26 protein-coding genes are annotated in these 25,431 nt (G+C 59.6%); 1 reads left to right on the top strand and 25 read right to left on the bottom strand.

What is annotated here, in order from left to right; genetic code table 11:
* Positions 1-178 precede the first annotated feature (178 nt).
* The 25 genes from GKG34_RS00845 to GKG34_RS00725 all read right to left on the bottom strand — a co-directional run bounded on the left by GKG34_RS00845 (position 179) and on the right by GKG34_RS00725 (position 23,631).
* Positions 179-736 (bottom strand): hypothetical protein, encoded by a 558-nt coding sequence (locus tag GKG34_RS00845; protein WP_154255382.1) that lies wholly within the window; start codon positions 734-736, stop codon positions 179-181.
* Positions 733-1,602, bottom strand: coding sequence for a DUF5685 family protein (locus GKG34_RS00840; protein ID WP_154255381.1), 870 nt, complete (start codon positions 1,600-1,602; stop codon positions 733-735). The genes GKG34_RS00845 and GKG34_RS00840 overlap by 4 nt, the downstream gene beginning before the upstream one ends.
* A 68-nt stretch (positions 1,603-1,670) precedes the next feature.
* Positions 1,671-1,865 carry a hypothetical protein gene (locus tag GKG34_RS00835; RefSeq protein WP_154255380.1) on the bottom strand — a complete coding sequence of 65 codons (195 nt, stop codon included), beginning with the start codon at positions 1,863-1,865 and terminating at the stop codon, positions 1,671-1,673.
* 7 nt (positions 1,866-1,872) lie between these two features.
* Entirely contained in the window at positions 1,873-3,078 is a 1,206-nt protein-coding gene (locus GKG34_RS00830) for a class I SAM-dependent RNA methyltransferase (protein ID WP_005940143.1), read from the bottom strand.
* Positions 3,079-3,183: 105 nt separating this feature from the next.
* Positions 3,184-3,753: a S1 RNA-binding domain-containing protein gene (locus GKG34_RS00825; RefSeq protein ID WP_005940140.1), complete on the bottom strand. Its 570-nt coding sequence runs from the start codon at positions 3,751-3,753 to the stop codon at positions 3,184-3,186.
* Between the two features lie 39 nt (positions 3,754-3,792).
* On the bottom strand, positions 3,793-4,098 hold the full coding sequence (locus tag GKG34_RS00820) for a septum formation initiator family protein (protein WP_005940137.1): 306 nt from the start codon (positions 4,096-4,098) through the stop codon (positions 3,793-3,795).
* 30 nt (positions 4,099-4,128) lie between these two features.
* Complete coding sequence (locus tag GKG34_RS00815; protein ID WP_005940134.1) at positions 4,129-4,569, bottom strand: hypothetical protein; 441 nt, start codon at positions 4,567-4,569, stop codon at positions 4,129-4,131.
* Positions 4,566-4,850: a YabP/YqfC family sporulation protein gene (locus GKG34_RS00810; protein ID WP_005940132.1), complete on the bottom strand. Its 285-nt coding sequence runs from the start codon at positions 4,848-4,850 to the stop codon at positions 4,566-4,568. The genes GKG34_RS00815 and GKG34_RS00810 overlap by 4 nt, the downstream gene beginning before the upstream one ends.
* Positions 4,851-4,898: 48 nt before the next feature.
* Positions 4,899-5,156 carry an RNA-binding S4 domain-containing protein gene (locus GKG34_RS00805; protein ID WP_005940129.1) on the bottom strand — a complete coding sequence of 86 codons (258 nt, stop codon included), beginning with the start codon at positions 5,154-5,156 and terminating at the stop codon, positions 4,899-4,901.
* A gap of 70 nt (positions 5,157-5,226) precedes the next feature.
* The gene (locus GKG34_RS00800) at positions 5,227-5,496 is read right to left on the bottom strand and encodes an HU family DNA-binding protein (RefSeq protein WP_005940126.1); all 270 of its coding nucleotides are present in this window, start codon (positions 5,494-5,496) and stop codon (positions 5,227-5,229) included.
* A 54-nt stretch (positions 5,497-5,550) separates the two neighbouring features.
* Positions 5,551-6,261 carry a MazG family protein gene (locus tag GKG34_RS00795; RefSeq protein ID WP_044953479.1) on the bottom strand — a complete coding sequence of 237 codons (711 nt, stop codon included), beginning with the start codon at positions 6,259-6,261 and terminating at the stop codon, positions 5,551-5,553.
* 161 nt (positions 6,262-6,422) lie between these two features.
* A complete protein-coding gene (locus GKG34_RS00790) occupies positions 6,423-6,830 on the bottom strand; it encodes a zinc ribbon domain-containing protein (protein WP_097774820.1) in 408 nt (135 codons plus the stop codon).
* Positions 6,831-6,999: 169 nt separating this feature from the next.
* Complete coding sequence (locus tag GKG34_RS00785; RefSeq protein ID WP_154255379.1) at positions 7,000-7,962, bottom strand: nucleoside kinase; 963 nt, start codon at positions 7,960-7,962, stop codon at positions 7,000-7,002.
* Entirely contained in the window at positions 7,928-9,397 is a 1,470-nt protein-coding gene (hemZ, locus tag GKG34_RS00780; RefSeq protein WP_154255378.1) for a coproporphyrinogen dehydrogenase HemZ, read from the bottom strand. The genes GKG34_RS00785 and hemZ overlap by 35 nt, the downstream gene beginning before the upstream one ends.
* A 12-nt stretch (positions 9,398-9,409) precedes the next feature.
* Positions 9,410-10,027, bottom strand: a complete 618-nt coding sequence (locus GKG34_RS00775) for an MBL fold metallo-hydrolase (RefSeq protein WP_154255377.1) — start codon at positions 10,025-10,027, stop codon at positions 9,410-9,412.
* Between the two features lie 5 nt (positions 10,028-10,032).
* Entirely contained in the window at positions 10,033-10,494 is a 462-nt protein-coding gene (dtd, locus tag GKG34_RS00770) for a D-aminoacyl-tRNA deacylase (RefSeq protein ID WP_005940113.1), read from the bottom strand.
* Between the two features lie 3 nt (positions 10,495-10,497).
* The gene (locus tag GKG34_RS00765) at positions 10,498-12,837 is read right to left on the bottom strand and encodes a bifunctional (p)ppGpp synthetase/guanosine-3',5'-bis(diphosphate) 3'-pyrophosphohydrolase (protein ID WP_154255376.1); all 2,340 of its coding nucleotides are present in this window, start codon (positions 12,835-12,837) and stop codon (positions 10,498-10,500) included.
* A 1-nt stretch (position 12,838) separates the two neighbouring features.
* Positions 12,839-14,971 (bottom strand): single-stranded-DNA-specific exonuclease RecJ, encoded by a 2,133-nt coding sequence (gene recJ / locus GKG34_RS00760; protein ID WP_154255375.1) that lies wholly within the window; start codon positions 14,969-14,971, stop codon positions 12,839-12,841.
* The gene (locus GKG34_RS00755) at positions 14,968-16,320 is read right to left on the bottom strand and encodes a 5-bromo-4-chloroindolyl phosphate hydrolysis family protein (protein ID WP_243139182.1); all 1,353 of its coding nucleotides are present in this window, start codon (positions 16,318-16,320) and stop codon (positions 14,968-14,970) included. The genes recJ and GKG34_RS00755 overlap by 4 nt, the downstream gene beginning before the upstream one ends.
* 10 nt (positions 16,321-16,330) lie before the next feature.
* Positions 16,331-17,926 carry an FAD-dependent oxidoreductase gene (locus GKG34_RS00750; protein ID WP_154255373.1) on the bottom strand — a complete coding sequence of 532 codons (1,596 nt, stop codon included), beginning with the start codon at positions 17,924-17,926 and terminating at the stop codon, positions 16,331-16,333.
* Positions 17,927-17,949: 23 nt separating this feature from the next.
* Positions 17,950-19,254, bottom strand: coding sequence for a CdaR family protein (locus GKG34_RS00745; protein ID WP_154255372.1), 1,305 nt, complete (start codon positions 19,252-19,254; stop codon positions 17,950-17,952).
* Complete coding sequence (cdaA, locus tag GKG34_RS00740; RefSeq protein ID WP_005940107.1) at positions 19,251-20,150, bottom strand: diadenylate cyclase CdaA; 900 nt, start codon at positions 20,148-20,150, stop codon at positions 19,251-19,253. The genes GKG34_RS00745 and cdaA overlap by 4 nt, the downstream gene beginning before the upstream one ends.
* A 16-nt stretch (positions 20,151-20,166) precedes the next feature.
* Positions 20,167-21,333, bottom strand: a complete 1,167-nt coding sequence (gene ispF / locus GKG34_RS00735) for a 2-C-methyl-D-erythritol 2,4-cyclodiphosphate synthase (RefSeq protein ID WP_154255371.1) — start codon at positions 21,331-21,333, stop codon at positions 20,167-20,169.
* 136 nt (positions 21,334-21,469) lie between these two features.
* Positions 21,470-23,152, bottom strand: coding sequence for a phospho-sugar mutase (locus tag GKG34_RS00730; RefSeq protein WP_154255370.1), 1,683 nt, complete (start codon positions 23,150-23,152; stop codon positions 21,470-21,472).
* A gap of 122 nt (positions 23,153-23,274) precedes the next feature.
* Positions 23,275-23,631, bottom strand: a complete 357-nt coding sequence (locus tag GKG34_RS00725; RefSeq protein WP_179859701.1) for a hypothetical protein — start codon at positions 23,629-23,631, stop codon at positions 23,275-23,277.
* 160 nt (positions 23,632-23,791) lie between these two features.
* On the opposite strand from GKG34_RS00725, the gene GKG34_RS00720 reads away from it, so the two are divergent.
* Positions 23,792-25,330, top strand: coding sequence for a YifB family Mg chelatase-like AAA ATPase (locus GKG34_RS00720; protein WP_154255369.1), 1,539 nt, complete (start codon positions 23,792-23,794; stop codon positions 25,328-25,330).
* The last annotated feature ends 101 nt before the right edge of the window (positions 25,331-25,431 follow it).

Here is a 25,431-nt window from a genome sequence, read left to right as displayed (position 1 = left end):
GTTTTTTGCCCTTCTCTGCGGCTGGTCTAGCCCTCAGCCGGAGAAACATCCGCCGAATCTTTCGATGATTCCTCTCCTCGTCACCCTCGCGGCTGTCACCCGCGTGGCCCGGCGCTTTGCGTTACCTGTGTGCTGCGCTCTCCCCTTTCTGATGCCCCATTATAGCACAAAGGCTGGCTCAGCGCCAGCCCAAAGTTTTATGAAGTTTCGGCCGCCAGACCAGCCGGTACATCATGAGCATGTTATGCAATGCCCGGTCGTACAGCACAAAGGCAACATTGCCCATGACCAGCGTTGCCAGCGAGACAGCCAGCGCGGTGGCGCGCAGCTCCTGTGAAATGCTGCCCGCCGGCACCAGCAGAAATACCAGCCCGTACATGGCCAGCACTGTGCCGTTGCACAGCAGCAGCTTGCAGACAATGCGCAGAACCGCAGGGCGGATGCGCTCAAACTTCGGCTTTGCCAGCGGGTAATACCCCAGCAAAAACACAAAGATCAGCGCTACTTCCTTATCCGGCACGAACAGCAGTGCCAGCAGGCTGACTGCCGCATAGGCCGTCAAAGCCAGCTGCATCCCGCACTCCACGCAGACTGTTGCAACAAGAAAGCCTGCCACTGCAGGCGCAATGAACATGGCAATGGGGATCACAGCTCCCAGCAGCATCAGTGCGACGCACAGCGCCGCCACAATGCCGCAGTAAGCCATGGCCCAGCTTTTTTGATGGTTTTGCTTCATGGGATCTCCCAGTTTTCGTGCTCAGCACCTGCTTCCAGCGGTTCCACCGCATGGTGCAGGCCAAGCAGCATGATGTTATCCAGCAGGCCGCGGTTCAATTTGATGTCCAGCATACTGTACACGCGGATCAGATCGTTGGCGGCAGCCAGTGCCTGACGGCGGGCATTCTCCACCGCCGCAGCCTGTCCCCGCAGGTCGTTGACTACGAACACGTTGTAGCGGCCGCTGCTCTTGTCCATCTCAAAGCGCTCAGCCTTATCCAGCAGGTAAAAAATGCGGCCGATGCTGCTGCCGATGTAGCGCATGCTCTTGCGCTGGCTGGGGTCGTCGGTGGCAAGGGTGGAATACAGTGCACCGTAAATGTTGCTCATGGGTTCAGCGGCAAGAGAGTAGTTCTTGGCGCTCAGGTTCATCTGCACCACGGCCTGATCCCGCTCCTGCACGAACAGCCGTTCCAGCGCCGGGTTCTCCTGCACGGCACGCTCATAGGCGCGGCGCAGCAGCAGACGGTCCACCGCACGGCGCAGGCGCTTGAGCGGCCGCAGCTCGCTGTATTTGCGGTCCTGCAGGTTGTGCCAGCCCAGCAGCACCTCCACCTGTGCGGCCAGCCGGATGCCCTGGGTCTGGCACATGAGCCTGCGCCAGGCCAGTGTGCCCGGGACCCGCTTGCGCTGGCAAGTGGCCTGCCGCCCGGCCAGACTGTCCGAAAGGATGGCAAACAGCACGCCGTTGCTCCGCAGCAGATGGCAGGAATATAATCCGTACGCCTCGTACAGCTGACGTCGCACCCCGCGCAGATAGCGCAGGTAGATATTGTAATCCCGGATGGTGAGCTCCGGCAGATATGGCCGCATCCTACCCTTCATACGCACCTTTTCCTCCTCGGAAGAACCGCAGAATAATAAGGTAAGTATAATCCATTTTCTGTCCGGGTTCAACCATCCTTTGTAAAAAGAGCATGAATTTGTCTCATCTTTGCCGCACATGGCACGGAACACAGCGTAAAACTTCCTGTATTTTCGTCCATTTCCATCTCCTGCCAATTCAGGCCCCGCTTTGTTTTTTTCCGGTAATTACCGGCTGCAATGTAAAAAGCCGCACTGGACAGCTCCGGTGCGGCAGGTAACATTTTTCAATTACTTCTTGTTAAAGCGGTTCGGTGCAGTGCGCTTGCCGTCAAAGCCGGACTTCGGCATCGGCTTTGCAGTGTGCTCAAACTTGGGCGCGCTGTAGTACATATACAGCTGGCAGGGGATCATGCCGTTGTACATCTTGCGGCGCTTGTTGGCACGCTTGCCGTAGTGGGTCTCAAAATCCATATCGGCAGTGATCGCATACACGCCTGCACAGGGGTGTGCTTCCATCTGCCGGCCCAGCGTGCGGGCCAGCTTTGCAGCACCTTCAATGGTGCTCATGCGCTCGCCATACGGGGGATTCGTCAGCACGATGGCCTCCTGCTTTGCGGCAAAGTCGGCCACATCAGCCACTTCAAAGTGGCAGCGCTTTTCCACACCGGCCAGCTTTGCATTGGCGTTGGCCAGAGCCACAGCGGCAGGGTCGATATCATAGCCAAAGGCTTCAAAGCCCACATCCAGCTTGGCCTCGGCCAGTGCCTTCTGACGCTGCTCAGCCCAGATGGCTGCCGGCACAAAGCCATAGCGCTCGGCGGCAAAGCGGCGCTTCAGGCCGGGGGCAATGTTCATGGCTTTCTGAGCAGCTTCGATCAGCAGCGTGCCGCTGCCGCAGAAGGGGTCCTCCACCAGACTGTCACGGCGCACACGGCCAAGGTCTGCAATGGTAGCCGCCAAAGTCTCGCGGATGGGTGCCTCCATGGCGTTGCGGCGGTAGCCGCGCTTGTGCAGGCCGTCGCCGGTGGTGTCCAGCATGATCTCACACTGATCCTTGCGCAGCATGAAGCGGATCTTGTACTCCGCGCCGGTCTCCGGCAGCACAGAGGTGTGGTGCTTTGCCATCAGGCGCTTGACCACAGCTTTTTTGATGATGCTCTGGCAGGCAGGCACACTGGACAGCTGGCTGTTCAGCGAAGAGCCGGTGACCGGAAAGGCTGCGTCTGCGGGCAGCAGCTCCTCCCACGGGATATCGTACACGCCGTCGAACAGGTCATCAAAGGTGGCGGCCCTGTAGCGGGCCAGCAGCAGCATCACGCGCTCCACCGTGCGCAGATTGAGGTTTGCAGCAGCGATCATCTCTGCGCCGCCGGCAAAGCTCAGACGGCCATCGTCCACGCGGATATTCTCTGCGCCGATGCGGGTCAGCTCAAATTTTGCAGTGGATTCACACCCAAAAAAGCAGGGCGCGATCAGTTCAAATTTTGCAGGCATTGTGGTTCCTTTCTTTTATTACGGAAAAAACAGACCTGCCCGATCAAATGAGACAGGTCTGTTTCCGTTATTTTGATCCGGCTTGAAAAGCGCAGGCCTTTCCGCTCAGCGGCGGCCACCGCGGCCGCGAGGCGCATAACCACCGCCGCGGCGGTTATTGGTCTCGTGATCAAGATCGGCCATCTTCTCTTCGCTCTGGCTCTTGAAGCGGCTCATCATGTCCTCAAAACTCATGTTATCGGAACGGACGGGAGCCTTGGGCTGCCATACACGGGGTGCGCTGTCGCGGGCAGGGCCTCTGCCGCCCTCACGCGGGGGGCGGCCAGCGCCGCCGCGGCCTGCACCAAAATGACCACCCTCGCGGGGGCCGCCCGGACGGGGACCACCAGAGCGCGGACCGCCTGCAGGGCCTCTGCCCTCACGCGCCGGGCGCGGAGGCGGCGGCAGCAGGCGCTTGATGGACAGCGCGATCTTGCCATCCGGTGCAATGTTGATCACCTGCACCTTGACGATATCACCATCGTGCAGAACAGCTGCAATGTCCTGCACGAACTCGTTGGACACCTCGGAAATATGGACCATGCCTACACGGCCCTCCGGCAGTGCGACAAAAGCGCCAAACGGCTTTACACCGGTGACGCGGCCCTCGAATACGTTCCCTACCTCAATTGCCAAAACTCAATACTCCTTGTTTTCCATAGAATGGGCAGCAATTCAGCTGCCGGTCACATCCACAAAGATGCGCTCGTTGGGTGCAGCGTAATTGTAAGAATCCCGCGCGACCCACTCGGTGATCTGGTCTGCATCGCCGCTGAGAATGCGCTGCATCTCCTCGTTTTCAGTCTTTTGCTGGGCGATCTGCTCGTTCAGCGTGTCCAGCTCCGCACGTTTGGAGCTGATGGTGACCTGATTGGAAATGTATGCTGCCAGCATACTCAGCAGCAGCAGGACAAAAAACACCCGTACAAGCGTTTTAACGACCACTTTCTTCTTGCGTTTTCTGCGGTCCGGTGCTGCCATGATCTCTTCTGCCCCCGTTGCATTTGACTCTTACTTTAACACATATGAATTATACATCATGCGGCGCTGGTTTGGCAAGTTCTTTTTGCGCTTTTTTGCAGTTCTTTTTGCGCTGCGGCGTAGTTTGTGCACCTTTCTCCGCCGGGCGCGCCGCCGCTCTGCCGGCCGGAGCACCCGGCGCTGTAAAACGCCTCCCGCTGCACGCAGCGGTGCACCCAGCACAAAGGCTGCTGCACCGGCACCGGCAAAGGCTGCCGCAGCCATGTACCAGCGCAGAACACCGGCACTGCTCTGCCCTGCTGCGTAGCTCTGCACAGCAGCCAGCACAGCACCCATCCACACCAGATCCGGCACAAAAGCTGCACGCCCTCTGGCCGGGAATACAGCCCGCAGTGCGCCGATACTGGCTCCCAGCACCGTGCAGGCAGCGATCTCCTGCCCAAGGGCTGCAGGCGGCAGTACCGGGATCATCGCAGCAGGCGGCGCAGGAAACCGCCCGCCGGTGCGCTGGCCGTATATTCCAGCGTGTCGATGCGGCCGGTGAACTTCGCCTCCCCGGTCTCCAGATCCAGCGCCGCCATGTTCAGCTGCGCCCCGGTCAGGTGCAGCGTGCCCTTGCCCGTTTCCATGGCAGCGCTGTCGGCATTGCAGTGCAGTACCTTCTGCACACCGGTCACCGTCAGGCGGGCGCGGCTTTCCAAGATCAGATCGTGCGGCGCGGGCTGCGGATCTCTGGGTGTTTTTTCCGGCATGGTTCGTCTCCCCTTTTCTGGTGCATCCTATGCACCGGACCGGGGCTTTTATGCCTGCTCGCCCTCTGCAATGATCTCGTACATCTCGCGGGCCACATCCTTGGTGCGCGGCTCCACATCCGAGAGCACCTTTACCTTGATGGGCCGGTTGCCGAAGGTCACCTCGATGATGTCGCCCGCCTTGACGGCCTGACTGGCCTTGGCGATCTTGCCGTTGATGAGGATGCGGCCTGCATCGGCCACCTCGTTTGCCACGGTGCGGCGCTTGATCAGACGCGAAACTTTCAAATATTTATCCAGACGCATGGTTCTTCCTCCTGTCACAAAAAAAGCCGCCGCACCCTCTTGCAGGCAGCGGCGGCAAAGCAGATACAGCTTACAGGGTGTCCTTCAGGGACTTGCCGGGCTTGAACACGATGCTGCGGGAAGCGGCAATGGTGATCGGCTCACGGGTGCGGGGGTTGATGCCCTGACGCTCGGCGCGCTCACGCATCTCAAAGGTGCCAAAACCGGAAATGGTGATCTTTTCGCCCTCAGACATGGCCTTGCTCAGTGCTTCAAACACAGCATTGACAGCCTGCTCAGCGCTCTTCTTGCTCATCTCAGTGTTCGCAGCAACCTGTGCGATCAGATCGGTCTTCGTCATAAAAATACCCTCCAGATTTGTTACTTGGTGTTCTTTTTTCTCTATCGGAGCAGGTCACTCGACCTGAGTACCGCTTTGTTCTTTCTGCGCCAGCAGTTCTGCACAATAGCGCTTGGATGCAAAGGTCAGCGCTTCCTCCGCGTCCACACCAGCCAGCCGCATGGCATTGGCCGCAGCAAACAGCAGTTCTCCCGCCGCCTGTGCGTCCTGTTCCCGGTTCCAGCCGTCCAGCGCTGCCTGCAAAGCCTGCCGTGCCGTTTCCGGCGCAGACTGCTCTGCCCCGCAGCGGTCGGCACGCTTCTGCAGCTTCTGGGCACGCATCAAAGCAGGCAGCGTAACCGGCACTGTGCCCAGCTCATCAGCCAGAGTGGTGCGGCCCTTTTCCTTATTTTTGAGCGCATCCCAGCCGTTTATACCCGCATTTTGTGCCGCCGAGGACGCAAAGATGTTCGGATGCCGGAACACCAGCTTCTCGCACACCTCACGGCAGACATCCTCAAAAGTAAAGCGCCCGCGCTCTTCTTCGATCACCGCGTGGAACGCCACCTGCATCAGCACATCGCCCAGCTCTTCCTGCATCAACTGCGGATCGTCAGCATCAATGGCCTCCAGCGCTTCGCAGGTCTCTTCCAGAAAGTTCTTCCGGATGGAAGCATGGGTCTGTACCTTATCCCACGGACAGCCGTTCTCCGGGTCCCGCAGGATACGCAGAATTTCCAGCAGCTGCTCTGCCGTATAGGGTGCCTTTGGCTGCCAGTCCAGCACAGCGCTCACCTGCCTTGTAAAAGATACTGTATATTGTATCGCATCTCATGCAGTTTTGCAAGACAAAGTGCGCAAATTTCCCGCATTTCGCCTGCATTTTCCGCTCGCAAAAACAGGACGGTGCCCTGTGGGGAGCGCCGCCCTGTTGCTGAACCGTTTTATTACAGCTGTGCACCGCACTTGTTGCAGAACAGTGCATCGTCCGAGACGGGAGCACCGCACTGCGGGCAGGCTTTGTGCTCTTCCGGTTGGTCAGCAGGAACTTCCTCGTGCACCACATATTCCGCCTCGGCAGCTTCCGCCGGGGTCAGGGATGCTTTCAGGCGGGCGATCTCCTGCTCGATGTTATCGATCATCTCGATATACTTATCCACCAGCGGCTGGTTTTCTTCCTTGCCCTTGGCCAGACTGTACACCAGTGCGCCCAACTGGCGCTGTGCCTTGAGCAGCTTGCCCTGCTCATTTACGATCAAAGCCTGAGTCTTGCCCTTTTCGGCCAGGTCCAGCGCAGCGTTCTTGCCTTTTTCGGCATATTCCAGACCCATTTCCTTGATCTTGTTGAAATCCATAAAAGACACCTCTCTTACTATCGGCCTGTTTATCGTGGGCCATGTGCGGATGTTATCTCCATTATAGCGCACAGGCCGCTCGTTTGCAATGAACGGACCGCATTTTTTACAGTTTGGTGCCGGTTTGGAAACAATTTTTTCGCATTCGGCCTAAATTCACACGATAATTTCACACATCGGCATTCTGTGCCCTGCGGTCGGCTGCACCGCCGTAGAATTCCCGCAGCATGCTGTCCTCCGGCAGCAGCTCCAGCTCCAGCGGTGCCACATGCTCAAAGCGGCGGGCTGTCTCGTCCCACAGCTCCGCATTGTGGCCTTCCAGCGTGAACTGACGGCGCACCACGCCCAGCAGTTTGGAGATCAGGCCCAGCTCGTAGGTAAAGGAGGTATCCAGCAAAAAGTCTGCCGTGGTTTTGAAGCCCTTGATATACCGCGTCTCGCCGTCCAGCACGCGGTCCCACATGGCAAGGGTCTTTTCCGGGCTGCGGCCGCGCGCTGCAGCGTCCCGCAAGGTGCGGCGGCACAGGCGGATATCCTGCGTGTTGATGACGCGGCGGCCATCGATGCAGTATTCCTCCCGCAGGCCTGCATAGATGCGGTAGATGTCGTCGCCCTTTACAAGGCCGGTCAGCTCCGGGTTCAGCGCATGGATGCCCTCCACGATGCATACACCGCCCTGCAGGTCGATGGGCTCCACCTCTGCCGAGCGCTTTTCGGCAGAGAAATCGTAGATGGGCAGCACGGTCTTGCCCGTCTCGCTCAGCTCCCGCAGGCACTGCTTGATGAGAGGCAGATCCAGCGTATCGGGGTTCTCGTAGTCCAGCGTGCCGTCCGGCAGGCGCGGATAGAACTCTGCGCCTTTGAAGAAATTATCCAGACTGACCACCTGCGCCGGGGTCCCGCGCTTTTGCAGAGCTTTTGCCAGACAGTGGGCGCTGGTGGTCTTGCCGCTGGCCGACGGGCCGGTGAGCATGACGATCTTTGCGCCGGAAAGCTGCACTTTCTGGGCGGCGTAATCTATCCTTTGGGCATAGCTCTGCTCACTCAGGTCGGCAAGTGCCTGTGGGCTGCGGGCTGCCACATTGTACAGATCGATCTCAACCAGACGTTTGGGTACCCAAATCGTGATCATAAAAATCAGCCACTCCTTTTTTGCGTTCCAGCACCTCCGCAAAACGCTGGATATATTCGTTCGGATACTTAAAATTGAAAATGCGCTGCATCCGTTTTCCGCCGTCGGCCACCAGCTTGGTGCTGCCGCCTGCACCGGCGGAGAGGATGGTCTGGACTTCCTCCATGATATAGATGTTGTAATATCCCTCGTGGCCCGGCTTGCACCAGCCCACGTTTTCCAGGTTCTGCAGAGTATTCTTCTGGCGGTAGAGGTAGTAGGGCCGGTAACCCGCCTCGGCCAGCAGGTTGCACTTTTCCAGCATGGCGGCGACATCGGCGTAGTCGTTCTCCTTCTGGTCCTCAATGACGATGCGGGAAGCGCGCTTGAGGGTGAGGGTGTGCACGGTGATGTTCTCCGGGTCCAGCGCGATGGCCTGCCGCAGGCTGCGCTCAAAACTTTCCACCGTGTCGCCGGGCAGGCCGGCGATCAGGTCCATGTTGATATCATCATGACCGGCCTTGCGCGCTTCGGCATAGCAGTCCAGAATGTCCTGCGCCGAGTGCTTGCGCCCAATGCCCGCCAGCACCTCGTCCGAGAAGGTCTGCGGATTGATGGAGATGCGGGTAGCGCCGTATTCCTTGATGACCGCCAGCTTTTCGGCATCCGTGCAGTCCGGACGGCCTGCCTCCACCGTATATTCCACGACCTTCGAGAGGTCAAAATTCGCCCGGACCGTGCCCATCAGCTGCCGCAGCTGGTCGGCAGACAGGCTGGTGGGCGTGCCGCCGCCGATGTAGATGCTGCAAAGGGTAAGCCCCGCCTTGTCAGCCTGAATGCGGATCTCTTCCACCTCTTTGCACAGGCAGTCCACATAAGGCTGCACCATCTTGCGGTCGCGGTCCAGATTGCAGCTGACAAAGCTGCAGTAGCTGCACCGGGACGGGCAGAACGGGATGCCGATGTACAGGCTGTAGGTCCCGGGTTCATTGCCCACTTTCAAAATTGGCTCCTGCAGGTCGGCAATGGCCTTGGCCATCTGGTATTTCTGCTGGGAGCAGTCGAACCGGTCCAGGAAAAAGTGGTCGATCTCCGCTTCCGTCCAGCCTGCGGCGCGCTTGTCGTGGATGAGCCGCACCGGGCGCACACCGGTCATTTTGCCCCATGGCGGGCGGATGCCGGTCCAATCCCGCAGCAGATCATAGGTCAGGCTGGCAAGGCTGAATTCCGGGGTCTCGCCGCCCTGTTCCACAGGCGCGGGCAGCGGTGCGTGTCGTTCAGCACTTCTGCCGTCCTGACGCACCAGTGCATGCAGGCCGTCCGGCGTTTTTTCTGCCCAGACGCAGTCCTCGGCGTTCTCCGGTGGGGTGAGGGTGAGCGGTGCCATGGGGTAAAACAAACGCACCAGATGCTCCACTTCGTAGCCGGAAGGCAGGCCGGTAATATAAATCTTCATGTTGTTCACTCTTTAAAATAAATCATTGTTGCCGCGCACAGCGCTGCGGATGAAGTAATTGTTGTCCAGTTCATCGCCAAAGGTGGAGAACTCGCCATGGCCGGGCAGCACCTGCGTGCCGCGCGGGATGGGCAGCTTTGCCAGTTTACGCAGACTCTCGGCCATCTGTGCACTGCTACCGCCCTCCAGATCGGTACGGCCGATGCTGCCTGCAAACAGGGTATCGCCGCAGAAGAGATACTCGCCGCACAGCAGCACCACGCCGCCGGGCGTATGGCCGGGCGTGTGCCAGACTGTGAACTGCAGCTCGTCTACCGAGACAGTCTCCCCTTCTGCGTAGCCGCAGTCCGCTGCGCTCAGCGGATACATGCGGTCGCCTGCAAGGTCGGCAGCCTCACAGTAGAGCTTTGCGTTCCACTCGGTGCGCAAGGCTTCGGCGCTGCCCACATGGTCGTAGTGGCCGTGGGTGCACAGGATGGTGGTGAGCTGCACATTGTTTTCCTTTAAAATTTTATCGTAGGTCTGCGCATCTGCCGCCGGATCAATGACCACGGCATGGCCTGCGTCGGAAATGAGCAGGAAGGTATTGGTATACAGCGGCGCAGCGCCCGGAATATGAAAAGCCTGCATGGCGGTCACTCCTTTTTCTTCCACTCGTCGGTATCGATGATAATGGTGCAGGGTCCTTCGTTCACAAGAGCCACCTGCATGTCCGCGCCAAACTCGCCGTGCTGAACATCCTTCAGGCCCTGTTTGTTCATCTCTGCAAGGAACAGCTCGTAAGCATCCACGGAGAGCGGCGGCTTTGCGGCCTTGATAAAGCTGGGCCGGTAGCCTTTTTTCGTGTCGCCGTAAAGGGTGAACTGGCTCACCACCAGAGCCGAATAGCCAAGGTCCTTTGCGCTGAGATTCAGCTTGCCCTCTGCGTCCGGAAAGATGCGCAGGCCCGCGCATTTATCGGCAAGCTTGGGCACGATGTCCAGACTGTCGGTATCCCTGACACCCAGCAGGATCATAAGGCCCGGCCCGATGGCCCGCGGCTCACCGCCGTTTACCCGCACACTGGCGGAAGACACCGCCTGAATGACTGCACGCATGTTTTAGCTCCTTGTCACCTTGAGCACGTCCTTCACCTTGGAAAGTCTTGCGACCACACGGTTGAGGTGCTCGGTATTGTTGATGCCGATGGTCAGACTGACCATGGCGCAGTTGTTTTCCACCTGACGGGCGTTCACCGCATAGATGGGCACCCGGATATCCGCCAGCGCAGCCAGCACATCCTGCAGCAGCTCGTTGCGGTTCAGCGCGATGATCTCAATGCCGGCCTTATAGCTGTCCTTGACGCTGTCGGCCCAGTACGCCTTGACCCAGCGGGGGGCGTTGGTGGGATCCTTCATGCTGGAAATGGCGTTCACGCAGCTCTGCTTGTGGATGGAAACGCCAAAGCCGCGGGTGATAAAGCCCACGATGGGGTCGCCCGGCAGCGGGCTGCAGCACTTGGCAAACTTGATGGGGGTGTTATCGAAGCCTTCCACCACCACGCCGTCGGTAGCGTGCACACGGCTCAGGTCCACCTTGGGCAGGTCTTCCCCGGCCTTTTCCTCCGAAGCTTTCAGCTTCTGCCACTCCTCCTTGAGCTTGGGCAGGCAGTTGGCAATGGTCATGCCGCCGTAGCCGATGGCGGCATAAAGCTCCTCGGCATTGTTCTGGCGCAGGCGGCGGGAACAGCTGTTGATAAAATCGTCCAGCTGGTCGTCCGGAAGGATGATCATTTCCCTGCGCAGCTCACGGGCCAGTGCATCACGTCCCTGCGTGATATTTTCCTCGCGGCGCATCTTTTTGAACCAGTTTCGGATCTTACTCTTCGCTTCGCTGGTGCGCACGATCTTGAGCCAGTCGCGGCTGGGGCCTTTGTCCGCCGGGCCAAGGATCACTTCGATGATCTCGCCGGTGGAAACGATGTGGTCGATGGGCACCATGCGGTTGTTCACCTTGCAGCCCACCATGCGGTTGCCCACCGCCGAATGGATCGCATAGGCAAAATCGATGCAGGTAGCGCCGGTAGGCAGGTTGATGACATCGCCCTTGGGGGTAAAGGCAAACACTTCCTCCGGCAGCAGGTCGCTCTTGAGGTCGTGCAGCAGATTGCCGGAATCCTCGCTGACGCGCTGGTTTTCCAACAGCTGGCTCACCCATGCCAGACGTTCGTCCAGCTTGTCGTGGCCATCCAGACCTTCTTTATACTTCCAGTGGGCCGCAACGCCGTACTCGGCCTGCTCGTCCATCTTGCGGGTGCGGATCTGCACCTCAAAGGGGATGCCCTCGTGGCCGATGACGGTGGTGTGCAGGCTCTGGTAGCCATTGGGCTTGGGAGTGGAGATATAGTCCTTGAAGCGGTTGGGCAGCGGATGGTACATATCGTGGATGAGGCCCAGAGTGCTGTAGCACTCGGCCAGCGTATCCAGAATGACACGCACCGCATAGATATCGTAGATCTCATCAAAGGACTTGTTCTGCATGATGGTCTTGCGATAGATGCCGTAAATGCTCTTGACGCGGCGCTTGATGGTAGCGCCCTCAATGCCGCTTTCGGCCAGCCTCCGCTCGATCACACCGGACACCTTTGCAAGGAACTCCTCGCCTGCACGCTCACTGAGCATCCGGCTGATCTCCTCGTAGCCCACAGGGTCAAGGTAATGCAGGCTGCGGTCTTCCAGCTCTTCCTTCACGTTCAGGATGCCCAGACGGTTGGCGATGGGGGCATACACCTCCATGGTCTCGCGGGCTTTATCGCGGCGCTTCTGTTCCGGCCATGCATCACCGGTGCGCATGTTGTGCAGCCGGTCGCACAGCTTAATGATCATCACGCGCACATCGCGGCTCATGGCCAGCAGCATCTTGCGCAGGTTTTCAGCCTGCAGTTCCTCAATGTTAGAGAACTGGATCTTGGTCAGCTTGGTCACGCCGTCCACCAGCAGGGCAACTTCCTCGCCAAAGGCGGCTTTCAGGTCGTCCAGTGTAGTGGGAGTGTCCTCCACCACATCGTGCAGCAGGGCCGCAGCAATGCTCTCGGAGTCCATACCAAGATCCAGCACCAGCCGTGCCACAGCCAGCGGATGGCAGATATACGGCTCGCCGCTGCGGCGGCACACCCCCTTGTGGGCAGTGTTGGCAAGGTCATATGCCTTTTTGATCATCTCCATATTGTAGGAGCGGCCACTGGCCTTGATGGCCTCACACAGCTTTTCCCAGGTAACGATCTCCGGCCGCACCTCCGAAGGCAGCGCGCCTTCCGGGGCATCGGCCAGCTGTGCTGTTGCAGAAACGGTAGCCGTTTCCTGCACCGGTACCGGCTGATGCAGGTGGGTCTTTGCGGAGTAGAGATCTTCTTCCCGCACCGGCTTGGGTGCCGGGACCGCAGCTTTCTTTCCCTCTGGCATTTTACATTCCCTCCAAACATTTCAGGATCGGGGCATCCGCAAGGTTCTTTTTGCCCTGCGCAGGCACAAGCTCCAGATATTTTGCCCCACCCTTTTCCACAGCGGCGATCAGGCCCACCTGTTCCAAAGCCGTCACTGCCACCAGTGTTTTGCCTGTATTTTCCTCGCCCAGTTTTGCGCACAGCGGCTGCAGATCTTCTGCGTGCCAGCGGCGCGCCTGCAGCTCACGGTACACTGTGACGATATCACTGCGCTCAGGCGTAATAAGCTTTTTCTGTTCCTCAGTCAGGGGCGTGCCGCGGCGCAGCGCCACCACAAAAGCAGCCTGCTCCGCAAGCGTTGTGCCCAGCCCTGCCGGATGCAGGTCCAGAATGCGGCCCGAAAGCTGTGCGCCCCGGGGCGAATCGTAGACCGAAAGGTTCAGCGCAGCATCCACCACATCGCCCATGGCATAGGGCAGCCGTTCCGGCGGCATACCGAACCACACGGCATACACGCTGGCATTGCCCTGCCGCAGGCGCAGGCGGCTGTGCCTGCCCTCCGATACCGGGTATACCCCATCCAGCACGGCGTTCTGCAAAAGGAACACCGGGGTCGGGTTCTCGGCCCCATAGGGAGCCAGCTGGTCGAGCTTCCGCACACTTTCCACGGTCACACGGTCCAGATGGATGGGCAGGTCGCACTCCAGCGGGGTGGTATGCAGCACCGGGCATTCCCGTGCTGCCCAGTCGTTCAGGCGGCGGCGCAGAGCGGGCAGATTTTCTTCCCGCACCGAAAGGCCCGCAGCCATGGCATGGCCGCCGTAGCGGATGAGCAGATCTGCGCAGGCACCAATGCAAGCATGCAAATTGAAGCCCTGCACGCTGCGTCCGCTGCCCTTGCATTCGCCGTGCTCGTCGATCGTCACCACGATCACAGGCCGGCCGGTGCGTTCCACCAGCCGGGATGCCACGATGCCAATGACACCGGGGTGCCAATCGCGGCCCCACAGCAGCATCACGCGGTCTTCCAGCCGCTCCGGTTCCTGTTCCAGCAGTTCCTGCGCGGCCTTGAAGATCTGCAGCTCTGTCTCCTGACGCTTTGTATTGATCTCGTTCAGTTTATGGGCCAGCTCTGCGGCGCGGTCCGGGTCCTCACACATCACCAGCTGCAAAGCCGTAACAGCGTTGTCCATGCGGCCAGCCGCATTGATGCGGGGCGCAATGGCGTAGCTGACATTTTCTGCGGTGACCGGTTTGCCCGCAAGGCCCACCTCTTCCAGCAATGCTTCCAGACCCGGACGGTCCGTGTTCTGCAGCTGGCGCAGGCCCGCCTTGACAAGGGTGCGGTTTTCGCCGGTAAGCGGCATCACGTCCGCCACAGTACCCACAGCGGCAAGGTCGCCGCAGTAGTCCAGCATTTCTTCCGGCGGGCAGCCATCCAGTGCGGCACACAGCTTGAACGCCACGCCCGCACCGCACAGGCCCTTGAAGGGACTGGTGTCGTCCTCACGACGGGGGTCTACCACGGCAATGGCCTTGGGCAGAGTTTCCGGCGGCAGATGATGGTCGGTAATGATCAGGTCAATGCCCAGTTCAGCGGCATAATCGGCTTCTTCCACAGCAGAAATGCCGTTATCCACCGTCACGATCAGCTTGCAGCCCTTATCGTGGATGGAACGGATGGCATTGCGCGAAAGGCCGTAGCCGTCGCCCTCGCGGCTGGGCAGCATACATTTTACGGTAGCCCCCATGCCCTTGAGATGCTGGTACAGCAGGGCCGTGGCCGTCACGCCGTCCACGTCATAATCGCCGAACACCACAATGGTCTCGCCCTCGTCAATGGCCCGCCAGATGCGCTCGCAGGCCTTGTCCATATCGGTGAGCAGCGAAGGGTCGCTCAATTCTTCCTCACCGGCAAGCAGGGTCAGTGCTTCGGTAGGGTCGGTGATGCCGCGTGCCGTCAGCACGCCCGCCAACAGGGCATTTTCCTTCTGCTGGGCGGCAAGGGCGGCCGCATATTTTTGCTCGCTCCACGGCTCGTCGTTCTGTGCGTTATATTCCAGTTCTTCGGTGGCCTGCTCCGCAATCGCCTGCGTCAGCTCCCGCAGCGCGGCACGGTCCAGCGGCTTCAGATTCCATGCACGGTAGGTCATTCAAAATTTCCTCCCGTCAGGCCGTCGTTGGCCAGCATTCCCTGCAGGGCGGCGATCTCAGAAGAGACATCCATCGCTACATCCGAGAGCAGCGTATCATACAGGGTGTCGTAGGCCTGATTCAGCGTGTGAAGGATGCCCGCGATATCGCGGCGGATGGTCTCGGCGTTTTCGCCCTGCTGGCCCTGCACATCGTTGTAGGTGTGCAGCAGCTTGAGGGTGGTGGGAATATAGTATTCCGCAAAGCGGCGGGCCTTGGGCAGGCTTTCCGGGTGTGCTTCCAGCCAGTCACAGATGGCAGTGGTGGTGGTCTGCATATGGTCCAGCTCTTCGCGGCCCTGCGCATCCTGCATCAGCTGTTTTTCCTGCTGCAGCACGGCGGCAAAGCGGCGCGCTGTCTCAAGATTGAGCGGCACATCGTCTGTTTTTTCTGTCGCCGGTTCCGGCTGCGGCGGTGCCTTGGAGGCTGCGGCAGCTTCCTGCGCGGCACGGTAATCCTCAGCAGTCAGGTAAAGCTTTTCCGCTTTTTCGTCCACCCATGCACTCAGCCAGCCATTGCGGATGAATCTGCGCACCCGCTTGAGGGCACGGGCCTTTTTCTCGTCCACGGCTTCCAGCGGCAGGCCCTTTTTGCAGTCAAAGCCTTCTGCTGCCTCGGCCAGACGGAGCAGCGTCTTGCTGGCCTTCAGGCGGGACGCACCGGCAGTGATCATCCACACGAACACGGCGGTGACAGCCGCAAAGCACCAGCCGGTGATCCGCACCGCCCCCAGCGCAAAGCTGCCCATGGCTGCAGCATTTTCAGCCATAAAGCTGTCCTGCAGAAGGGCCTGCAGAACCGCCGCATTGGGCGTAAACAGGCCCGCCGCACCCAGACAGGAAACCGCCGTGATGCCAAAGATCACCGTAAACGTGATGCCGACTGCCAGCAATGCGCAGCCTGCGCTGTACCGCTTTTTGGCACTGGCACGGATCTCGTCTGCCGGGGTCGTCTCCGCCTTGCCGAACATCTGCCGGAACCAGCCGGAAACACCTGCGGCCTGCGCGTTGATATTGTCCTCATTCAAGCCCTGTTTTTTCGTATTCTGCGCATTCTGGCGGCTGCGGTAGTATTCCTCCCGGCTGCTGCGGAACGCCTTTGCCGCTTCGCCAAGGCCAAAGTTTGCAGCATTCACCGCCGCACGGCCCACACCATAGGCGCGGTCGCCAATGTCCTCCCCTTTGCCCTCAAAGCCATGGGCAAAGGCATCCGACACGGTATCGCCAAAGGCGCGCAGCTGGTTTTCCAGCTCCTGCTGCACCTGACGGCCCTCATTTTCTCTCATTGTATCGTTTTCACGATCGTTCATCAAATTCTTCTCACCCTTCTGCCGGTGCATACCGGCTGATGATGGCGCGGGCCACCCGCAGGCCATCCACGGCGGCGCTCATGATGCCGCCCGCATATCCGGCACCCTCGCCGCAGGGATACAGACCTGCCAGCTGGGTGCATTCAAAATTTTCTTCCCGCTTCAGCCGCACCGGGCTGCTGGTGCGGGTCTCAAGACCCGTAAGGATCGCTTCCGGCGCGGTATAACCCGCAATTTTGCGCTCGTAGGCGCGCAGGCCCGCCCGCAGCGTTTCGGCCAGCTCCTGCGGCAGCAGTGTGCCGAGGTCTGCCGCAGCAACGCCGCGGTCATAGGTAGGTTGCACGCGTCCAATGTTCAGCTGGCCGCGCCCTTCCAGAAAGCTCTGGATGTTCTCTGCCGGAGCGGCATACTCCCCTGCACTGCGCCCAGCGGCGTAGGCTCTGGCTTCCAGCTCCCGCTGGAACGCGATGGCCCGGCGCGGATCGTCTGCAAAGTCCTTGCCTCCCACGCTCACCACCACGGCCGCGTTGGCATTTTTGCCATTGCGGGCGTGGAAACTCATGCCGTTGGTCACTACACGGCCTTCCTCGCTGGCCGATGCCACCACCTGCCCGCCGGGGCACATGCAGAAGGTGTAAACGCACCGCTCCCCCACATGCTGGGAGAGTTGATACTCGCCCCGCGGCAGAGCCGGATGCCCGGCAGCCTCGTGATATAAGCTCTTTTCGATCTCACTCTGCAGATGCTCGGCGCGGAAGCCCACGCTGAACGGCTTGCATTCCAGCTGCAGGCCGCCGTCCATCAGCATCCCGAAGGTATCGCGGGCCGAGTGGCCCACCGCGAACACCAAAGCTTCGCAGGCAAAGGTGCCATTTGTGGTAAAAATGCCGGTGAGCTGACCATTTTTCTGTTCAAAGCCGGTCAGGGCCGTGTTGAAATGCACCTCACCGCCCAGAGCTTCGATCTCCTTGCGGATAGAGGTGATCACACCGCGCAGCAGGTCGGTGCCCACATGGGGCTTCTGCTTCCAGGCGATCTCCTCCGGCGCACCGTGCTGCAGGAACACCTCGGTAACAAAGCCGCACAGCTCATCGCCGATGCGGGTGGTCAGCTTGCCATCCGAAAAGGTACCGGCACCGCCCTCGCCAAATTGAATGTTCGCATTCACATCCAGTTCGCCGGTAGCAGAAAAATGTTCCACCGCCTTTACGCGCTCGTCCAGCGCCGGGCCGCGCTCCAGCACAATGGGCTGATAGCCCTGCCGGGCCAGCAGCAGCGCTGCAAACAGGCCCGCCGGGCCAAGGCCGCACACCACAGGCCGATGTGCCAGTGGCTGGATGCCATTCTGCACCGAAAAATCCACCTTCTGCTGCAGAGAAGCATCACCACAGCGGGCTGCAAAAGCCGCTTCCTCGGCAGGTTCTTTCAGGGTGACAGCCACGGTATACACCAGCTTGGGCTGGCCGTGGCGGGCATCCACCGAGAGCTTTGCCACGCCCAGATGCTGCACCTTTCCGCGCGGGATGCGGGCGGCGTGCAGGGCTTTTTCAAATGCCTGCGGCTCTCCGGCAGAGAGCGGCAGACGGATGTTGCGAACCAGAATCATGTTATCGTGTGTTCCTTTTTGTTTCAGTTGCTTTCGATGCGGCACTGCAGCACATAGCTGCCCAGTGCAAAGATCTTGCCGTTGGAGGGCACATACAGGCGGCAGGCGATGTTCTGCTCGCCGGTCGCCACCGAGAAATCCTCGGCATCGATCTCAATGACCACCTGCTCCGGGGTCAGCGTTTCGATCGCGCCCTTGGGGCCGCAGAGCGTTACATTCATCAGGCGTTCGGTCTGCACCGTCAGCTGGTAGGTAGAGGGCAGGTTGACCACCTGCACGCAGGTATTGGGCAGGTTCATGGTCTTGGTTCCCAGATTGGAGCAGTCAAAGCTGACCGTTATGGTGGAAATGTTATCCAGCAGATAGATGTCTGCGGGCAGGTCGATGGGCAGCTCATAGCTCTTGTTCAGTGCAAAGGTGGAAAGGTCGATATTGCCGATGGGCAGCGTGGACAGCATATCGATCTTATCTGCCGGACCTGCCACCTTGAGCTGCTTGCGGCTGAGTGCATATACCAGCATCGAATCATCAAAATCACGCGGTGCATTGATGAAATTCACGTCCACCGGCAGCGTTGCCATCTTGTACACCTGCAAGGTCACATCCACGCTGTTCTCTTCCAGCTCCGTGTACTCAAACTTGACTTCCTTGCCGCCGGAGGTATAGAAGCGCAGCGGCGTGTTCAGCGTGATGGACTCGGTCAGTTCGCCGCTGTAGGTCACCTCTGCAGTGCAGGTAGCAACTTTATTCAGCTCACTGCTGGGGCCGGAAAGGGTGATATTCTCCTTGGAAACATCCGTACTATAAAGGATATAACCGTCCGCGATGGTCAGGTAGTTGGTGGTAATGGTCACAGGCAGGGTCTTTTCCTCCACCACGTCAAACACCACATCCACCGTGTTGTCATTGCCTTCCATGGTCACGGTCACACCGTTCAGCAGGCCGTTGGCACCGCGTACCAGCAGGCGCAGGGTCTTTTCGCCGCTGTCGCGTACGCTGGAAAAATCCGGGTAGACCACAAAGTCGGAAGCCGTCAGCCCGCCGATGGTGTATCCGTCGCCGGAGATTTTCAGGTTCACGGTCTTATCCTCGGCGCTGACGATGCTCAAGCCCCGAGAGGTGTAAGCAGCGGAATCGTAGGTATAATCCACCGGCACATTGTAGATGGTGTTGCTGGTGCCGGGCTGGACGATGATGGTGACCACCATCCATGCAACGATGGCACCCAGCACCGAAAGTGCCAGCCGGATGCGGCGGTCGTCCAGAATGTTTTTCTTATGGGCGACCGCAGGCTTTGCGCCATTTTTCTTGTTGGGTTCGTTGTTCATTGCGCATCGTCCTCCTTCTGGCTGACCCATTTCCACAGACGGTCCAGCTGACCGCGCCAGCCGCTGACCGTCGTCTTTTCGGTGGTGGTCTCCTTAGGGATCATCTCATCCACCAGACGGGTATACAGGGTCTGGCGGTCAAAATGGCGGATCAGCACGCCGTTCTTTGCCATGGAGATGATGCCGGTCTCCTCGCTGACCACGATGGCGATGGCATCGGAATTTTCGGCAATGCCAAGGCAGGCGCGGTGACGGGTGCCCATATCCTTGCCAAGATCCAGATTGTTGGAAAGCGGCAGCACACAGCCCGCGGCTTTGATGCGGCCATTCTCAATGATGGCAGCACCATCGTGCAGGGGCGTGCCCTCGTAGAAAATGGTGCCCAGCACTTCCAGATTGACCGCACTGTTCACCGGCGTGCCGGTGCGCACGATCTCCGAAAGGTTCGTGTGGCGTTCCAGCACAATCAGTGCACCGGTCTTAGTCTCAGAAAAGCGCTCTGCCGCATCGCAGATGGCAATGATGGCGCTGCGCCATGCACCCTTCAGGCTGGGATCGTTGTAGCGGCCTTTGACATTGAACAGCTTGGCGGCCCACTGGTCGGTCTGGCCCATGCGCTCCAGCGCACGGCGGATCTCCGGCTGGAACAGCACCACCAGCGTCAGCAGGCCCACCTGCAGCAGTGAGTTCAGCAGCCATGTGACGGTACGCATGTTCAGCGTTTCTGCCACCAGATAGACGGCCATCACCAGCAGCGCACCCTTGAACAGCTGGCCGGCGCGGGTGCGGTTGACAATGCCCAGCAGCTGGTAAATCAGGAAGGAAATGATGATGATATCCAGCAAATCGACCAGTTTGAAGGTCTGGAAATTTGCAATGATCGCGTTCAGAGTCATTGGTACACGCTCCCGTTTACAGTGTTTCGATCAGGGCAACAGCGTGGGCGGCAATGCCCAGCCCCTCACCGGTAAAGCCCAGATGTTCCTCGGTGGTGGCCTTTACGCTCACGGCATCCACCGGCAGGCCGAAGGCATCGGCCAGATTCTGGCGCATGGCCGGAATGTACGGCGCAAGCTTGGGCCGCTGACACAACAGCGTCGCGTCGATATTTTCAATGCGGAAGCCGTGCTCCTTTAAAATTTCGGCCACACGGCGGGCCAGCTTCAGGCTGTCGGCACCGGAGTAGGCCGGGTCATTGTCCGGGAAATGCTGGCCGATATCCCCCAGCGCAGCGGCACCCAGCACAGCATCCATCACCGCATGGGCCAGCACATCTGCATCCGAGTGGCCCAGCAGGCCTTTTTCAAAAGGCACTTCCACGCCGCCCAGGATCAGCTTGCGGCCTTCCACCAGACGGTGCACGTCATAACCATGTCCAATGCGCATTTTGTGTTCCTCTTTCTGTTCCGGGCGGGGCAAGTCCTCGCGGGTCGTGATCTTATAATTGGCGTAATCGCCCTGCGTCAGCTGCACGGCGCGGCCGGTCAGCTCGAACAGGCTGCAGTCGTCGGTGACAAGGCGGGCTTTTTCGGCATCCAGCTCTTCCAGCGCAGCAAGGTACTCTGCGCGGTCAAAGCACTGAGGGGTCTGCACCGCATACAGGGTGCTGCGGTCGGGCGTTGTGTACACAAGGCAGGCATCCGGCACGGTCTTTCCGTCGCCGCGCGCTGCAGCCTTGATGGTATCCTTTACCGGTACGGCAGGTGCAGCTGCGCCGCACCGGGCCGCTGCTTCCAGCGCTGCTGTGATGACGGCCTGACTGACGAAGGGTCTTGCCGCGTCGTGCACTGCCACAAGCTCCCCTGCTGCCGCCAGCACGCCGTTTTTTGCGCTCTCGGCGCGGGTGGTGCCGCCCGTTACGATCTGCACAGGCTTTGTGCAGTCTGCTGCCTGCTGCTCCACAAAGGCGCGGTTCTTACCGGCCACCAGCACGATCTCCGTGACAAGCGGATCCTGTTCAAACGCGCGGATGCTGCGGTGCAGCACGGTCTCGCCGCCCAGATCAAAGCTGAGCTTGTCAAAGCCCATGCGTGTGGAAGACCCCGCCGCCACCAGTACTGCGGATACTCTCTTTTCCAATTTCTTCACCTGCCCGATTCCTATAGTAAGCCATATTTTATTATAGCGTATAACTTCCCAAACTGCAACCAATATTCTACAGCAAAAATGCCCCTCTGCACACAGCAGAGGGGCACAAACTTGTTCTTGATGGAGTTTACTTCAGGATCGGCTCGATGGCAGCAGCCAGAGCATCCTTCTGTGCCTGTGCTTCAGCCAGATCCTTGCCCAGAGTGGTGAAATAGGTCTTGATCTTCGGCTCAGTGCCGGAGGGACGCACCACAACGGTCGCACCGTTTTCCAGACTGTAGATCAACACGTTTGCTGCAGGCAGGCCGGTCTCCTCGGGCTTCTTGTAGTCGGTCACCTTGACCACCTTGTGGCCAGCCAGCTCGGCGGGCGGGTTATCACGCAGCTTCTGCATGATGGAAGCCATCTTCTCCATGCCGGTCAGGCCGGGGAACTCGAAGCTGTCCACCTTGTTCAGGTAGCGGCCATACTGTTTATAGATCTCTTCCAGACGCTGCTTGATGGAGGAACCGATGCTGCGGTAGTAAGCGGCCATTTCACAGATCAGCATGGAACCGATGACGGCATCCTTATCGCGCACATAGGGGCCGGCCAGATAGCCGTAGCTCTCCTCGAAGCCAAAGATGAAGCGGTCCACCTCACCGGCAGCTTCCAGATTTGCGATCTGGTCGCCGATCCACTTGAAGCCGGTCAGCACGCTGCGCATTTCCACGCCGTAGTGTGCGGCAATGGCATCGGCCAGAGGAGTGGATACGATGGACTTGACGGCCACCGGGTTTTTGGGCATGGTGCCCTTCTCGATGCGGCCTGCGCAGATGTAATCCAGCAGCAGAGCGCCCATCTCGTTGCCGGATACCAGCTCATAGCTGCCATCCGGACACTTCATGGCAATGCCCACGCGGTCGGCATCGGGGTCGGTGGCCAGCATCAGATCGGCACCAGTCTTGGTTGCCAGCTCCAGACCCAGCTTCAGAGCCTCGAAAATTTCGGGGTTCGGGTAGGAGCAGGTGGTAAAGTAGCCGTTGGGGTACTCCTGCTCGGGCACGATGGTGATATCGGTGATGCCCATATCGTTCAGCACATGAGTGACAGGCACCAGACCGGAACCATTCAGCGGGCTGTACACCAGCTTCAGGCCGGCAGTCTTGCACAGGCCCGGGCGCACCTGACGGGCCTCGATGGCATCATACAGTGCCTTCTTGCAGTCGTCGCCCACAAAGCGGATCAGGCCCTGCTCCACGCCCTCGGCAAAGGAGATGTACTTTGCACCGGTCAGCACATCCGTCTTCTGGATCTCATCGTACACGATGGCAGCAGCAGCATCGGTCATCTGGCAGCCATCCGGGCCGTAGGCCTTGTAGCCGTTGTACTTGGCCGGGTTGTGAGAAGCCGTGACCATGATACCAGCATTGCACTGGTAGTAACGGGTAGCAAAGCTCAGTGCAGGCACAGGCATCAGAGCATCGTAAATGCGCACCTTGATACCGTTTGCCGCCAGAACGCCTGCGGCGGTCTTGGCAAAGATATCGCTCTTCAGGCGGCTGTCGTAGCTGATCGCCACAGTCTGGCTGCCGCCCTGAGTCTTGACCCAGTTTGCCAGACCCTGCGTGGCCTGACGCACAACATAGATATTCATACGGTTGGTGCCAGCGCCCAGAACGCCGCGCAGACCAGCGGTGCCAAACTTCAAAGCCACAGCAAAGCGGTCCTTGATCTCGTCATCATTTCCCTCGATCTTGGCCAGCTCCGGCTTCAGATCAGCGTCTTCCAGCTCTGCAGCCATCCAGCGCTTATATTCATCCAAATACATCTTGCACACCTTACCTTTTGTAAATTTTTCCGCAAAAAAGAACAGGTTTGGTTAAACCTACTTATAATATAAACTCTCCGCGTTCATGTGTCAATTGCGTAATCTGCAACAAGATTTGCAGTTCAAAACCGGCATATGGCACAAAATTCCAAGTTTTTCCCGGTAAAGTCGGGAACCATCCCGGCCTCGCCTGCATTTTCCAGCAGTTCATAACTCTGGCCTGCATCGTCCAGAACGTCCAGCCACTGCTCCAAACCGACGCTGTTTTCACACAGGTAGCGCAGCAGCTGCATTGCCCGGGCAAAACTGTCCTGCAGCAGCACCGCGCTGCGGCGCACCCGGCCATCCTGCTCCTGCCGCAGCTCCATTACAACGCCCTGCGCAGCGGCGGCACCGCAATATACAAGGGTGTGGGCATGCTGCAGCCCTTCCAGTTCTGAATATGTACGGATATAGCGGCAGTATTCTTTGCTCATCATGGAAAACTCTCTCCTCTCTATCGCATTGACATCTTTCCTGCCCTTTACTATAATGAATTCAGAAGTATTTTTGTGTCGAAGTATGACATAATCATCCAATATTTTCCACTTTTGCCAATTCTTTTCCGTCATATCATCCGCTGGGATAAGGGAGAACAACATGTATTCTGTTACCAGAAGCTTTGGTCTGAACGGCCTGAGCGGCTTTGCCGTGGCAGTGGAGGCCGACATTTCCGGCGGTCTGCCTGCCTTTTCCATCGTGGGCCTGCCGGATTCCGCTGTGCGTGAAAGCGCCGACCGTGTGCGCGCCGCCATCAAAAATCTGGGCTTCAAGTTCCCGGACCGGCGCATTACCATCAATCTTGCCCCGGCGGATGTGCGCAAGACCGGCCCGGTGTACGACCTGCCGCTTCTGCTGGCAGTGCTCACTGCCAGCGGCCAGCTGGAGGATGTGCCTGCCGACGCGGCATTTCTGGGCGAACTGGCACTGGACGGCACCTTGCGGCCGGTTTCCGGCGTGCTGCCCATGGCGCTGGCTGCAGCAGAAAATGGCATCCACGCCCTGTATGTACCTGCCGAGAATGCCGCCGAAGCAGCCGAGGCCTGTGCCGACAGCATGGCCGTCTACCCCGCCCACACGGCACGCGAAGTTGTAGATGCCCTGCGCGGCATCTCCCCGCTTGCCCCGGCGGCTGTTGTTCCCTTTGACCCTGCAGACGCATGGGCACAGGTGCCGGATTTTGCGGACGTGATGGGCCAGTCGCTGGCGCGGCGGGCTATGGTCATTGCTGCCGCAGGCGGACACAATGTATTGCTCATTGGCGCACCCGGCACCGGCAAATCCATGCTGGCAAAGCGTCTGCCCGGCATCCTGCCGCCGCTCACCCGCGAGGAAGCCGTGGAGACCACTAAAATTTATTCTATTGCAGGGCAGCTGCCGCAGGGTCGGGGCCTGATCTCTGCACGGCCTTTCCGCAGCCCGCACCACTCGGCCAGTGCCGCAGCTCTGGCTGGCGGCGGCGCACAGTTCCGGCCCGGCGAGTGCAGCCTTGCCAACTGCGGTGTGCTGTTTTTAGACGAATTGCCGGAGTTCTCCCGCGAGAGTCTGGAAGTGCTGCGCCAGCCGCTGGAGGACGGCCAGATCACCGTGAGCCGAGCGGCAGGCAGTGCCACCTATCCCAGCCGCTTCCAGCTGGTAGCCGCCATGAACCCCTGCAAATGCGGCTACTACGGCCACCCCACCCGGCAGTGCACCTGTTCGCCCAGTGCTGTGCGGCAGTACCGCAGCCGTGTGTCCGGCCCGCTGCTGGACCGCATCGACCTGTGCGTGGAGATGGACCCCATCGCCTTTGACGAGCTGCACGCCGTCGTCCCTTCCGAGAGCAGCGCCGATCTGCGCAAACAGGTGCTTGCCGCCCGGGCCATTCAGGCAAAGCGCTATGCCGCCCCGGGTTTTGAGGGTGTACTCTGCAACGCCCAGCTCACCGCCGGGCAGGTGCGGCGCGTCTGCCGCATGACCCCCGCCGCCGAGCGGCTGCTGCGTGCCTCCTACGACGCTTTGGGCCTTTCCGCCCGCGCTCATGACCGCATCCTTCGGGTGGCCCGCACGGTGGCCGATCTGGCAGGCAAACAGCTGCTGGATGAGGACTGTGTGCTGGAAGCCCTGCAGTACCGGGCACAGGAAAAAGTGGAAGTATAAAAGCTTCTTCGTCTTTGCTTCGCAGATCCGCCTTCCCCGAAAAGAGAAGGGTTTGTGCAGCTTACCGTTACGCGCAAAAAAGCCATCTGTATCTCTCCAAA

The sequence above is a fragment of the Faecalibacterium sp. BIOML-A4 genome (genome assembly GCF_009679665.1).
In the GTDB taxonomy this organism is placed as follows: domain Bacteria; phylum Bacillota; class Clostridia; order Oscillospirales; family Ruminococcaceae; genus Faecalibacterium; species Faecalibacterium taiwanense.
Note: the sequence above shows the minus strand (reverse complement) of the source record. Positions and strands in the feature narration are given on the sequence as shown.

Bases quoted from the DNA above. Each gene is read 5' to 3' on its own strand.
- GKG34_RS00845 (WP_154255382.1), bottom strand. From the start codon at position 736: ATGAAGCAAAACCATCAAAAAAGCTGGGCCATGGCTTACTGCGGCATT.
- GKG34_RS00840 (WP_154255381.1), bottom strand. From the start codon at position 1,602: ATGAAGGGTAGGATGCGGCCATATCTGCCGGAGCTCACCATCCGGGAT.
- GKG34_RS00835 (WP_154255380.1), bottom strand. From the start codon at position 1,865: ATGTTACCTGCCGCACCGGAGCTGTCCAGTGCGGCTTTTTACATTGCA.
- GKG34_RS00830 (WP_005940143.1), bottom strand. From the start codon at position 3,078: ATGCCTGCAAAATTTGAACTGATCGCGCCCTGCTTTTTTGGGTGTGAA.
- GKG34_RS00820 (WP_005940137.1), bottom strand. From the start codon at position 4,098: ATGGCAGCACCGGACCGCAGAAAACGCAAGAAGAAAGTGGTCGTTAAA.
- GKG34_RS00815 (WP_005940134.1), bottom strand. From the start codon at position 4,569: ATGATCCCGGTACTGCCGCCTGCAGCCCTTGGGCAGGAGATCGCTGCC.
- GKG34_RS00810 (WP_005940132.1), bottom strand. From the start codon at position 4,850: ATGCCGGAAAAAACACCCAGAGATCCGCAGCCCGCGCCGCACGATCTG.
- GKG34_RS00805 (WP_005940129.1), bottom strand. From the start codon at position 5,156: ATGCGTCTGGATAAATATTTGAAAGTTTCGCGTCTGATCAAGCGCCGC.
- GKG34_RS00800 (WP_005940126.1), bottom strand. From the start codon at position 5,496: ATGACGAAGACCGATCTGATCGCACAGGTTGCTGCGAACACTGAGATG.
- GKG34_RS00790 (WP_097774820.1), bottom strand. From the start codon at position 6,830: ATGGATTTCAACAAGATCAAGGAAATGGGTCTGGAATATGCCGAAAAA.
- GKG34_RS00785 (WP_154255379.1), bottom strand. From the start codon at position 7,962: ATGATCACGATTTGGGTACCCAAACGTCTGGTTGAGATCGATCTGTAC.
- hemZ (WP_154255378.1), bottom strand. From the start codon at position 9,397: ATGAAGATTTATATTACCGGCCTGCCTTCCGGCTACGAAGTGGAGCAT.
- GKG34_RS00775 (WP_154255377.1), bottom strand. From the start codon at position 10,027: ATGCAGGCTTTTCATATTCCGGGCGCTGCGCCGCTGTATACCAATACC.
- dtd (WP_005940113.1), bottom strand. From the start codon at position 10,494: ATGCGTGCAGTCATTCAGGCGGTGTCTTCCGCCAGTGTGCGGGTAAAC.
- GKG34_RS00765 (WP_154255376.1), bottom strand. From the start codon at position 12,837: ATGCCAGAGGGAAAGAAAGCTGCGGTCCCGGCACCCAAGCCGGTGCGG.
- recJ (WP_154255375.1), bottom strand. From the start codon at position 14,971: ATGACCTACCGTGCATGGAATCTGAAGCCGCTGGACCGTGCCGCGCTG.
- GKG34_RS00755 (WP_243139182.1), bottom strand. From the start codon at position 16,320: ATGAACGATCGTGAAAACGATACAATGAGAGAAAATGAGGGCCGTCAG.
- GKG34_RS00750 (WP_154255373.1), bottom strand. From the start codon at position 17,926: ATGATTCTGGTTCGCAACATCCGTCTGCCGCTCTCTGCCGGAGAGCCG.
- GKG34_RS00745 (WP_154255372.1), bottom strand. From the start codon at position 19,254: ATGAACAACGAACCCAACAAGAAAAATGGCGCAAAGCCTGCGGTCGCC.
- cdaA (WP_005940107.1), bottom strand. From the start codon at position 20,150: ATGACTCTGAACGCGATCATTGCAAATTTCCAGACCTTCAAACTGGTC.
- GKG34_RS00730 (WP_154255370.1), bottom strand. From the start codon at position 23,152: ATGTATTTGGATGAATATAAGCGCTGGATGGCTGCAGAGCTGGAAGAC.
- GKG34_RS00725 (WP_179859701.1), bottom strand. From the start codon at position 23,631: ATGATGAGCAAAGAATACTGCCGCTATATCCGTACATATTCAGAACTG.
- GKG34_RS00720 (WP_154255369.1), top strand. From the start codon at position 23,792: ATGTATTCTGTTACCAGAAGCTTTGGTCTGAACGGCCTGAGCGGCTTT.